Raw genomic sequence first — 11,962 nt, 5'->3', positions numbered from 1 at the left:
CGGCATCGCGGCCGTCACCAAGGTGCTGCTGCAGATGCGCCACGGCGAGCTGGCGCCTTCGCTGCACGCGGACGAGCCCAACCCGAACGTCGACTTCGCGGCGACCCCGTTCGAGGTCCAGCGCGAACTGGCGCCGTGGGCCCGCCGCGTGCTCGCCGACGGGACCGAGCGGCCGAGGACCGCGGGCGTGAGCTCGTTCGGCGCGGGCGGGACCAACGCGCACGTCATCCTGCAGGAGTTCCCCCAGGCGCCGCGGGCATCGGCCGCCCGGGCCGGCGGCCAACTCGCCGTACTCTCCGCCCGCGAGGCCGACCGGCTGGTCGAGCAGGCGCGCAGGCTCGCCGCGCACCTGCGGGCCGAGGGCGCCGCAGCGGCACCGCAGGACGTCGCCTGGACGCTCCAGTGGGGGCGCGAGGCGATGGCGCACCGCCTTGCCGTCCGCTTCGACACAGTGGCCGAACTGGCCGCGCGACTCGACGAGTTCGCCGCCGGAGGCCGGCCCGTCGGCAGTTGGACCGGGGTGGTCGACCCGCGCAGGCCCGCTCCCGGCGGCGCCCCGTCGACCGATCCGGCCGCCTGCTCGGTCGCCTGGATATCGGGCCGGCAGGTCGACTGGTCCGTCCTGCACGGGGGTGTGCCGCCCCGCCGGGTGCCGCTGCCCGGCTACCCCTTCGGGGGCGAGCGGGTCTGGCTGGCAGCGGCGGACGCCGAACTGGCGGCGCTGGACGGGTACGTGGCGCCCGCGCCCGCTGCTTCCGCCCCCTTGGCCGAGGAGGGACTGCTGCTGACGACCCACTGGGTGCCCGCCCCACTGCCCGCACCTGCCGGACTGTCCGGCCCGACCGCCGTCCTCGCCGTACCGGGGACCGAGGCCCTCGCCGCCCGCCTGGCGGCCGTGCTGCCCGCCGCGCAGGTGCTCACCACCGAGCGCCTCGCCGCCGACCTCGCCGACACCGGCACCCGCTGGGACCGCTTCGACGCGGTGATCGACCTGGCTGGCTGCGCGGGGGCCGGCGGGTCCTCCGGGGAATTCGGGTCCGTCGACCGTTCCGCGCTGCGCACCTGGCTTGGTTGGCTGCAGCACACGGTCGACCGGAGCCGGCGCGGACTGACCGCCCTGCTGGTCTCCCGTGGCACGGGAGCGGTGCACGGCGGCGCGGCACGCACCGGGCTCTACCGGATGCTGCAGAGCGAGTACCGCCATGTGACCTCGCGCCACGTGGCCATGGGCTCGTGCACGGACGACGAGCTGTGCCGCCGCACGGCCGACGAACTCGGCGGCAACGCGGAGCCCGGGGAGATCGCGTACCGCGACGGCGTACGGCACAGCGCGGTGTTGCGCGAGCTGCCCGGCGCACCGCAGCGCGCACCGCGGTTCCCCGACGGCCATGTGCTGTGGGTGACCGGTGGCACGCGCGGGATCGGTCTGCTGACCGCGCGGCACTTCGTCGAGAGGCACGGCGTCCGCAAGCTGGTCCTCACGGGCCGCGAGACGCTGCCGTCCCGGGACCGCTGGGCAGCGCACATCGCGGCGGGCGACGCACTGGGCCGCAAGCTGCGTCCGCTGGCCGAACTGGCTGACAGGGGCGTGGAGATCGAGGTCCTCGCCGTGCCGTTGGACGACAAGCAGGCCACGGCGGCGGCAGCGGCGGACGTCCGGCGCAGGCTCGGCCCGATCGGCGGATTGGTCCACAGCGCGGGTGCCGTGGACACCGACAACCCCGCCTTCGTACGCAAGCCGTGGACCGGTGTCGAGCGGGTGCTCGGTCCCAAGGTCTTCGGCCTCGACACACTCGTGGAGTGCTTCCGCGACGACCCGCTGAGCCTGTTCGTCGTGTACTCCTCCGTCGCCGCGGCCGTGCCCGCGCTCGCCGTCGGGCAGAGCGACTACGCCATGGCGAACGCCTACCTGGACACGGTCGCCGAGGCACGCCCGTACGGGCTGCCGCTGGTCAGCGTGGCGTGGCCGAGCTGGCAGGACACAGGCATGGGCCCGGCGCGCGGCGCCGCGTACCAGTCGTCCGGCCTCGCGACGCTCTCGGACGAGCAGGGACTGCGCCTGCTGGACCGGGCGTTGGCGAGCGGCGCGCGGGTGGTCGTGCCCGCCGTGGTGCGACCGGGCGCACACTGGCGCCCGGAGCGGCTGACCGACCGCCGCCTGACCCTGGAGCCCGACGCCTCGGAGGCCGGTGCCTCGGAGCCCGTCGCCACGACGGCCCGCGAGAGCTCTGCCGCGGTGGTCCCCGGAGCGCTCGAAAAGGCGGCCGGCGCGGCGGCCTCCTGGCTCCTCGACCGGCTCGCGCTGGAGCTGCGATTCGACCGGGCCAGGCTCGCCGGCAACGTGCCGGTGCACGACTACGGCATCGACTCCATCCTGGTCACCCAGCTCTCCCAGACCCTCGGCAAGCAGCTCGACGTGTCGCTGGACCCGTCCGCGCTGTTCGAGCACCCGACCGCGGACGAGTTCGCCGCCCACCTCGCGGACGAGCACCCGGACGAACTGCTCGCCGTCTTCGGCGCGGCCCCGTCCGACACCCCGGCACACACGGCACCGCAGGCCCCGGCCACCCGTGCCGCGGCCGTCGGGGGAGACATCGCGGTGATCGGCCTGGCCTGCAGGTTCCCCGACGCCGCCTCCGGCGACGCCTACTGGGAGCTGTTGCGCCAGGGCCGTTCGGCGCTGCGCCCCGTACCGCAGGAGCGCTTCGGCAGGCCGGTCGGTCACCACGCCGGGCTGCTGCCCGACGTACTCCGCTTCGACCCGGATGCGTTCCTGCTGTCGGAAGGCGACGTCGCCGCCATGGATCCGCAGGCGCTGCTGCTCCTCGAAGAGGTGAACAGGGCCGTGCACCACGCCGGTTACCGCCCCGCGGAGCTGAAGGGCCGCCGGATCGGCGTGTACGTCGGTGGCCGTGCGGCACACATGCCGGACGAGGAGCGACTGGCACAGGCACGGAACCCCGTGGTGATCACCGGTCAGAACTACCTGTCCGCGAACATCTCGCAGTTCTTCGACCTCCGCGGCCCGAGCCTGGTGGTCGACACCGCCTGCTCCTCCGCCCTGGTGGCGATGGACATGGCCGCGCGGGCGCTGCGTGCGGGCGACATCGAGTCCGCCGTCGTCGCGGGCGTGAGCCTGCTGGAGAACGACAAGCCGTACGACCTGTTCGGCCGGCGCGGACTGCTCAACCCGGGCAAGGAGTTCCACCTCTTCGACCGCAGGGCGGCCGGGCTGATCCTGGGCGAGGGCGTCGGCGTCGTCGTCCTCAAGCCGCTGCGGAGGGCGCAGGCCGACGGGGACCGGGTGCTCGCGGTCCTCAAGGGCATCGCGATCAACAACGACGGCAGGACCGCGGGCCCGGCCACCCCGAACCTCCAGGCGCACAAGGAGGTGATGGCCGAGGCGCTCGCACAGAGCGGCGTCGGGCCCGAGGACGTCGGATGGGTGGAGGCCAACGGCTCCGGCACGACCGTCACCGACCTGCTCGAACTCAAGGCGGTGCAGGCGGTCTACCGGACGGGAAGCGCGCGCCCCGTGGCAATCGGCTCGGTCAAGCCGAACATCGGCCACCCGCTGACGGCCGAGGGGATCGCGGCCTTCATCAAGGTGGTGCTGATGCTCCACCACCAGGAGCAGGTGCCGTTCCGCTCCGGGCAGGAGCCGCTCGACCACTTCGACGTGGCCGCCTCGCCGCTGTACTTCCCCCGGGCCTCCCGCCCGTGGCCCGCGGACGCCGCTGTCGCCGCGCTCAACTGCTTCGCCGACGGCGGAACCAACGCGCACCTGCTGCTCGCGCCCACTCCCGAGGTCCCGCGGCCCACCAGGCACCCGCTGCCGGAACCCGAACTGAACCGGAGGACCGTCATCAGAGGCACCGCCGAACCCGCGGCCCCGGCCGGAGGCCTGTTCTGGGAGAGCTACCGATGAGCGGCACGGCGCTGCCCGTGGTGTTCATGTTCTCCGGGCAGGGCTCCCAGTACTACGGCATGGGCAAGGAACTCTTCGACGCCAACGAAGTGTTCCGCACGGCGCTGCTGCGCCTCGACGCCGTCGTCGGTGAGCACCTCGGAGAGTCGGTCGTCGACCGGGTCTTCGATCCCATGAAGCCCAGGAACCACCCCCTCACCGACACCCGCGTCACCCATCCCGCGATCGTCATGATCGAGCTGGCCCTCGCGCAGACCCTGAAGACCGAGGGCATCGAACCCGACTACGTGCTCGGCTCCAGCCTCGGCGAGTACGCGGCGGCCGTCGTCGCGGGCAGCCTGTCCCCGGAAGACTGCCTGCGCGTGCTGGTCCGGCAGGCCGGCATCATGGCCGGCAGCCCCCGCGGCGGCATGCTCGCCGTGCTGGACGGGCCCGAGATCTTGGACACGGTGCCCGAGCTGCGCGCCTGCGAGGTCGCCGCCCGCAACCACCCGGGCAACTTCGTGGTCGCCGGCCGAGAGGACGAGCTGGCTGCGGCCGAGGCGGCGCTGCGCGCCGCCGACGTGCTGCACCTGAGGCTGCCCGTCGAGTACGCCTTCCACTCCCGGCTCCTCGACCCGGTGGCCGGGGCGTGCCGGACCAGCTTCGAGGGCGTGGAATTCGCACCGCCGCGCATCCCCTGGATCACCTGTGTGGGCGGCGGACCCGTCGAGGACGTCACCGCGGAGCACTTCTGGCACGCGGCGCGGCGGACGATCGACTTCGAGCGCGCCGTGGCCGGTCTGCAGGCACGCGGAGACTTCCTCTACCTGGACCTCGGCCCATCGGGGAGCCTGCACAACTTCGTCCGCGCACTGCTCCCCACGGGTTCGGGCGCCCGATCGCTGCCGCTGCTCAGCCAGTTCGCCAAGGACACCGATCTGCTGGCCGAGGTCCGCAAGCACGCTGCCCCGACGACACCACGGAAGGCGCACGGAATGAAGGTCTACGGATTCCCGGGCCAGGGATCCCAGCGACGGGGGATGGGCAGGGAACTGTTCGAGAGGTTCCCCGAGGAGACGGCGATCGCCGACGAGGTGCTCGGCTACTCGATCGAGGAACTCTGCGTCACCGACCCGCGACGACGGCTCGGCCGCACCGAGTTCACCCAGCCCGCCCTCTATGTCGTCGGTGCGCTCTCCTATCTGGACCGGCTTGCCGAGGACCCGGTGCCGCCGGACCACGTGATCGGGCACAGCCTCGGCGAGTACGTGGCTCTGTTCGCCGCCGGGGTCTTCGACTTCGCCGGCGGACTGAGGCTGGTGCGGCGGCGCGGCGAGCTCATGGCCACCGCCGGACGCGGAGCGATGGCCGCCGTCGTCGGCGTCGAGGAGGCAACCGTCACGCGCGTACTCGCCGAATCGGGCCTCGACGAGCTGGACCTTGCCAACTACAACGCCATGGACCAGTTCGTGGTCTCCGGCCCCGGCGAGCTGATCGACACGGCCTGCGCGGCCTTCGAGTCCGCCGGTGCCCGCACGGTCCGGCTGCACGTCAGCGCCCCGCTGCACTCCCGGTACATGCGCCCGGCCGCGGAGGAGTTCGGCCGTTTCCTCGACGGGTTCACCCTGCACCCACCGAAGATCCCCGTCCTCGCCAACGTCGACGCCCGGCCGTACACGGCCGACACGGTCAGAGAACGCCTGACGTCACAGATCGCCTCGCCGGTCCGGTGGACCGACACGGTGCGCACCCTGATGGCCCACGGCGACTTCGAGTTCACGGAGCTGGGACCCGGCAGGGTCCTGACGAAACTGGTGACGCGCATCCGAGAAGCCGCGGAACCGCTCCCACCGACCCCCTCGCCCACCGACCGGGCGGCCGCCCGGACGCCGGCCGGAGCCGGGGCACGGGGCCAGGAGCCGGCGCTCGACGCCGAGGCCCTCGGCGCCCGCAGCTTCCGCGAACGGTACGGGCTGCGGCACTCCTATGCCGTGGGATCGATGTACGGCGGGGTGTCCGGCCGGGAGGTGGTGCGCGCGGCGTCCAAGGCCGGCCTGCTCGGCTTCCTCGGTATCGCAGGGCTCCAAAGGGACGAGGTGGAGCGGCAGTTGCACGGCCTGGCCGAGGAACTGGGTCCCCACGGCCAGGGAGTGAACCTGCTCTACCCCCACCGGGCACCGGAACAGGAGGCCCCGCTCGTCGACGCGCTGCTGCAGCACGGCGTCGGCCTGATCGAGGTGTCCGGCTACCCCTTCGTCACCGAGGAACTGGTCCGCTTCCGGTTCAAGGGAGGCCGGATCCTCGCGAAGGTGTCCAGGACCGATCTGGCCGCCGCGTTCCTTGCACCGCCGCCGGAGCAGCACGTCGCGATGCTGCTGGCCAAGGGGTCGGTGACGGAGCAGGAGGCCGCCGCCGCTGCCGGGCGCCCCATGGCGGACGATCTGTGCGTCGAGGCAGACGGCGGCTGGCTGACCGGCGCGGCAGGTCCGCTCTCCCTGCTCCCCGCGGTGTTGCGGCTCAGGGACGAGGCGGCACTCCCGGGACACCGGGTGCACGTGGGGTGCGCGGGCGGAATCGGCACCCCGGAGGCGGCCGCGGCGGCATTCCTGATGGGGGCCGACTTCGTACTGACCGGCTCGGTCAACCAGTGCTCCGTGGAGGCGGCCACCAGCGCTGCCGTCAAGGACCTTCTGCAGGAGGCCCATGAGTACGACGTGGACACGGCACCCTGGAGCGAGCTGTTCGAACACGGAGTCCAGGCACGCTACTTGAAGCGCGGTCAGCTCTTCCCGGCCAGGGCGTCCCGGCTGCACGACCTCTGGCGCCGGCACGCGTCCGTCGCCGAACTCGACGAGGCCACCAGGAAGCAGGTGTTCGACCGCTACCTGGGGGGAGAGCACCCGGCGGCCACGGCGAAGGACCCGGACCAGGGCCCTGACCCCAGGACGGAACTGGCCGCCGTGTTCCGCGCCTACTTCAGGCGCGGCTTCCGGCTCGCGGTGACGGGGGACCGGCAGTCCACCGTGGACTACCTGGTCAACTGCGGACCGGCGATGGGCGCGTTCAACCAGGCGGTCGCCGGGACCAGTCTGCAGCCCTGGCGGGCCCGCACCCTCGAGGCCATCGCCGACTTCCTCATGGACGGCGCCGCCGCTCACGTCACAGCCCGGCTGCGGGCCCTGCGACCGGCACAAAGGGACTAGACCCGGATTTCTCCCATGTGCTCCGAGGCCTCCGGCGAGGCACGCGAAAACACCGACACATCACATCGACGAGCCGACAACCCGTCGGAAGGAGGGAAGCCATGGTGATCAACCGCCCCGGCCGGGGACCACCGGCGTCGTTGCGACAACCGGGACCGGTTGAGAAGCCCCCGTCCGACCGTGGCCCCCCCACCAGCAGACATTTCCCTTTCACCGGTACGCGAATGCCGACGCGAGCGCGCTCGGCAGAGGAGTTCACCATGAGCACGGTGCCGCACAGCGAGCCCCTGATCTTCAACCCGTTCACGCCGGAATTCATGGCGGATCCGTACCCGCACTACGCGGAGCTGCGCCGAGAGGTCCCGGTACACGAACACCCCGGCGGCTTCTGGATGTTGTCCCGCTATGCGGACGTGGACGCGCTGCTGCGCTCCGGGCTCTCCGTCGAGCAGCGCCATGTCGCCCCCGGCCCCTTCCGCGACGCGTACGCGAACGCGGGCGTCACGGACGAGCCGCGTCTGAAGGGCCTTGCCCTGCTGGACCGGGACGCGCCGGACCACACCCGGCTGCGCAAGCTCGTCTCCAAGGCGTTCACCCCGCGTGCCGTTTACGCCATGGAGCCGCGGATCCAGGCACTCGTCGACGAGGCGCTCGACGGAGTCGCCGCGGCCGGCGGCGGTGACCTGGTCGAACTCCTCGCGTTCCCGCTGCCGTTCACCGTGATATCGCGGATGCTCGGGATGCCGCCGACCGACACCAAGAACATGCGGTACCTCACCGGCATGCTGATGCGTTCCGTCGAACCGACCACGGACCCCGAGGTCATGAGGGCCGTGGAGGCGGCCGACGCGGAGCTGTTCGACCTGGTCGGCGAGGCCGTCACCTGGAAGCGGGACAACCCCGGCGACGACCTGCTCAGCGAACTCATCGCGGTCGAGGACGACGGGGACGTACTCAGCCACGACGAGCTCGTCGCCCAGGTCACCATGCTCTACGTCGCGGGCCACGAGACGACCGTGAACTTGATCTCCGGTGGCACGCTCGCCCTGCTGCGCAACCCCGGCCAGTTGGAACTGCTGCGTGCCAAGCCGGAGCTCATCGAGAACGCCGTGGAGGAGATGCTGCGGTACGACGCCCCGGTGCACAACAGCAGGCGGATCAACCTCGAGCCGTACCAGGTCGGCGGGTTCGAGATTCCCCCGGGCTCGTTCATACTCGCCAACCTGGCAGGCGCCAACCGGGACGAGGAGTTCTTCGGCCCGGACGCGGAGGAGCTGCGCCTGGACCGGGAGAACGCCCGCAAACAGCTCTCCCTCGGCGGCGGAATCCACCACTGCCTGGGCGCGGCGCTGGCCCGTATAGAGGGCCGGGTGGCGATCGGCGAAGTGGTACGGCGCTTCCCGGCCCTCGCCCTGAACGGCGAGGTCGAGTGGAACGGCCTCCTCAGCCTGCGCGGCGCGGCGCGGCTGCCGATCAGCGTGTGAGCAACGAGAAGACGGGTGCGCCCGCCCGTGGTGGCTCTCGACGGTGACGAACGGAGACGGAATTCGCATGTCCCCCACCCCGCAGCTGCGACGGGTGCTCACGGTGACGACCCTGGGGGCATTTCTTGCCTTCCTCGACACCAGCATCATCAACGTGGCGCTGAGAACCCTCTCCGAGCGGTTCGACGCGCCCCTGGCGACCATCCAGTGGCTCATCACCGCCTACCTCCTGGCCCTTGCCGCAGTGCTGCCCGTGTCGGCCTGGGCCGCGGCCCGCTTCGGCGCCCGGCGGGTGTACGCGCTGTCCATCGCGGCCTTCACTCTGGCCTCGCTCGCCTGTGGCCTGGCCGACACCGTGGACCAGTTGATCGCGTTCCGCGTCGTGCAGGGCGTCGCTGCGGCGATCGCCACCCCCGTGGCGCAGATGATCGCCGTGCGTGCCGCGGGGCCCGAGCGGATGGCGAAGGTCATGAGCATCACCGGCGTGCCCACCGTCCTCGCCCCGATCCTCGGCCCTGCCGTGGGCGGGCTGCTCCTCGAACACGCGGGGTGGCGCTGGACGTTCCTCGTCAACGTGCCCATCGGTGTGCTCATCGTCGTGCTTGCGCTGCGGCTGCTGCCGCCCGACGAGGGGCGGGAAGCGGGCCGCCTCGACATACCCGGCCTGGCGCTGCTCGCGCTGGGCTGCGTCGGGGTCACATACGGCTTCACCGAATTCAGCGCGACGGGCCGGTTCACCTCCGAGTCCGTACTCCCGTGGATCGTCTGCGGCGTGGTGCTCCTGGCGGTCTTCGTCGTCCACGCCCTGCGGGCCCGTACACCGCTGATGAATGTGCGCCTGTACCGCAGGCCCGGCTACGCGGCGGCTTCCCTTGCCAACTTCTGCCTGGGCGCGGTCCTGTTCGGCTCGGTCATCCTCATGCCGCTCTACTTCCAGGTCGTACGCCACCAGGACGCTGTCGCCACGGGACTGCTGCTCATACCGCAGAGCATCGGCGTCGCGCTTGCCGTCGGATGCGGCTCACGACTCGTCGACGCCGTGGGCAGCGGGCGGGCCGCGCTGCTCGGCGGGGTGCTGAACGTGGCAGCCACGATCCCGTTCGCCCTCATCGGCGCGCACACCTCCTATGGGTGGCTCGCTGCAGCCATGGTCGTACGGGGCTTCGGCGTCGGTGCCATGCTGGTGCCGATCATGACTGCGGCCTACCGGGCCATTCCGCCCGCTGCCATCGGAGACGCCACGATTCAGCTCAACGTGCTTCAGCGCATCGGTGGCTCGCTCAGCACGGCCGTACTCGCCGTGGTGCTGCAGAGCAGGCTCGACACCGCCACGACCACCGCGATGCAGGCGTCCGGGTTCGGCACGGCCTTCTGGTGGGCCCTGGCCATCAGCCTGTGCGCGATCGCCCCCATGCTGCTGCTCATCGCCGGCGAGCGGTCCACTCAGCAGAAGGCGGCAGCGGCGCCCGAAGCGACGGGCATGAGCCCAACAGGCCCCCCGCAAAGCTAAGTTAAAGATCGTGCTCCGGACTCTGGGCAGCGTGTCGCTTGCAGAGGATCATGGAGGGCACTGGTAGCGCAGCGCACGCACGACGGGGGAGCGCCTGCGGGAACGGTTGGTCGCCGATGGCCACCACCGCAGCGCCAGTGTGTCCGGCACCGGTTCGCCGTCTGTACGGAGGACACGGCCCCCGCCCTGGGCGAAGAATTTTGGCCGAACCGATGAGAGAGGCACAGCATTGCGTTGGAACGAGGTTTATGTCGACGCGTCAGCGGCTCGGCTGGGGCGACGCGAAGACGTACGGCAAGCGGTGGCCGAGGGGCGCTATGACGCCGAGGAGTGCGCGGCCGACGACCTGGTGAGCGTCAGTGTCATGGACGACACCAGCCAGGCCGACATGGCAGTGGAGGCGGCCCGGATCGCCCTCGACCGCAGCCGGGCGGCCCATGAGGACTTCAGTCTCGTCGTACACGTCACCAGCTCCGGCTTCCAGGGCCTGGACCACTGGTCGCCCGCCGCGTACATCCAGTCCCGCACGGTCGGCGGCCAGGCCCCGGCGATCCAGATGCAGCAGGCGTCCAACGGCGGTGTCGCGGCCATCGACCTCGTCGCGGCGCACCTGACGGCGCGGCCACAGGCCGGCGCGGCGCTCATCACCACCAGCGACAAGTACCAGATGCCGATGTTCGACCGGTACCGCTCGGACAAGGGGCTGCCCCGGGGCGACGGCGCCACCGCCCTGGTGCTGACCCGTGGTCCGGGCGTGGCCCGACTGCTGTCCACCACGGTGATCTCCGACGTCACTCACGAAGGTGTGTACCGGGGCGCGGGCCCCTGGGCCGCGGCGGCGGGTGAGCGAGGCTGGCCGATCGACATGCGGCGGCGGCTCAAGGAGTATCTGGGCACAGGTGTGGACGTGAAGGACCTCGCCAAGGCACTGGCGGTAGGTCAGCAGACGGCCATGGAACTGGCAATGGGCGAGGCGGGAGTCGGCCTGGGCGACGTCGCGCGGTTCGTGTACCCCCATGCGGGACGGACGGTCGTCGACTGGGACGTGGTCCAGGAGATCGCCGGTATCCATGTCGACCAGACCAACTGGGAGTTGGGCCGGAGGCTTGGACACCTGGGGGCGGGCGACCAGATCGCCGGGCTCACCCAGCTCCTCGAGTCCGGGGCCGTGGGGCCCGGCGACAAGGTCGTCCTGTCCAGCCTCGGCCACGGGTACACGTTCGGTTGCGCGGTCCTCGAGATCGTGGCGGAGCCGCAGTGGTCCGGAGCGACCGTCTGACCCCTGTGGCTGTCACCGGAACTCGTAACGCACGATGGCGCCCATGCCGTGGATCGTCTCGTGCAGCGCCACTCGGGCGGCTGCGGCCCGGCGTCACCCTGCCGTCTGGTTGTGGCCACCACCGATTGTTGCGGCTCGTGCCGGGGTGTGAGGATCCGCCTGTGGAGTGTGATGTGTGTGGACGGCCGATGTGGCGGTGGCCGGTGTCGCCGACGGCCGTCGCGGATGGCCTTCCTGCTGGTGTCTCCCACGCCTTCGGCATCTTCGACAAGACGCTGTGCGGGACCCAGGAAACTGGCATGTCGCCGTCCGGCCACTGGTGGCTGCCGGAACGGGAGGATGCCTGTGGTGTCTGTGGGGAAGCGGCGGGTGTCATTGCTGGCCGCTGGCCGCAGGCGATGAGAGGTGACAACGCGCGGGTCGGTGTGGCCCGGGGGCTATGAGTTCTTCCGGTTCGGAGTCGACTCCCGGGTGAGCCTGCGGCTCATCAGGTCGATCATTGCGAGGCGGATCATGGCTTCGGACCGGTGGGGGTGAGTCTCGTAGTCGCGGGCGAGGCGGCGGTGACCAGCACGG

Annotated in this window: 5 protein-coding genes and 1 pseudogene; 5 read left to right on the top strand and 1 reads right to left on the bottom strand. The window is 71.5% G+C overall.

All coding sequences use genetic code 11. The features are described from left to right. The 5 genes from QR77_RS48000 to QR77_RS00020 all read left to right on the top strand — a co-directional run. Positions 1–3,928, top strand: a 3,928-nt coding sequence (locus QR77_RS48000; protein ID WP_269084302.1) for a type I polyketide synthase, incomplete at its 5' end; no start/stop codon positions are given. After that, entirely contained in the window at positions 3,925–7,113 is a 3,189-nt protein-coding gene (gene fabD / locus QR77_RS00035; protein WP_040019088.1) for an ACP S-malonyltransferase, read from the top strand. The genes QR77_RS48000 and fabD, both read left to right, overlap by 4 nt. A gap of 260 nt (positions 7,114–7,373) precedes the next feature. After that, the gene (locus QR77_RS00030; protein WP_040019087.1) at positions 7,374–8,597 is read left to right on the top strand and encodes a cytochrome P450; all 1,224 of its coding nucleotides are present in this window, start codon (positions 7,374–7,376) and stop codon (positions 8,595–8,597) included. A 67-nt stretch (positions 8,598–8,664) separates the two neighbouring features. Further along, complete coding sequence (locus tag QR77_RS00025) at positions 8,665–10,107, top strand: DHA2 family efflux MFS transporter permease subunit (RefSeq protein WP_040019086.1); 1,443 nt, start codon at positions 8,665–8,667, stop codon at positions 10,105–10,107. Between the two features lie 229 nt (positions 10,108–10,336). Beyond that, positions 10,337–11,386 (top strand): ketoacyl-ACP synthase III family protein, encoded by a 1,050-nt coding sequence (locus QR77_RS00020; protein ID WP_040019085.1) that lies wholly within the window; start codon positions 10,337–10,339, stop codon positions 11,384–11,386. A 437-nt stretch (positions 11,387–11,823) separates the two neighbouring features. Here QR77_RS00020 and QR77_RS47995 read toward each other — a convergent pair. Further along, positions 11,824–11,962: pseudogene (locus QR77_RS47995) on the bottom strand (IS5/IS1182 family transposase); the annotation flags it as partial.

It is taken from the genome of Streptomyces sp. 150FB, assembly GCF_000818195.1.
GTDB lineage: Bacteria > Actinomycetota > Actinomycetes > Streptomycetales > Streptomycetaceae > Streptomyces.
Note: the sequence above shows the minus strand (reverse complement) of the source record. Positions and strands in the feature narration are given on the sequence as shown.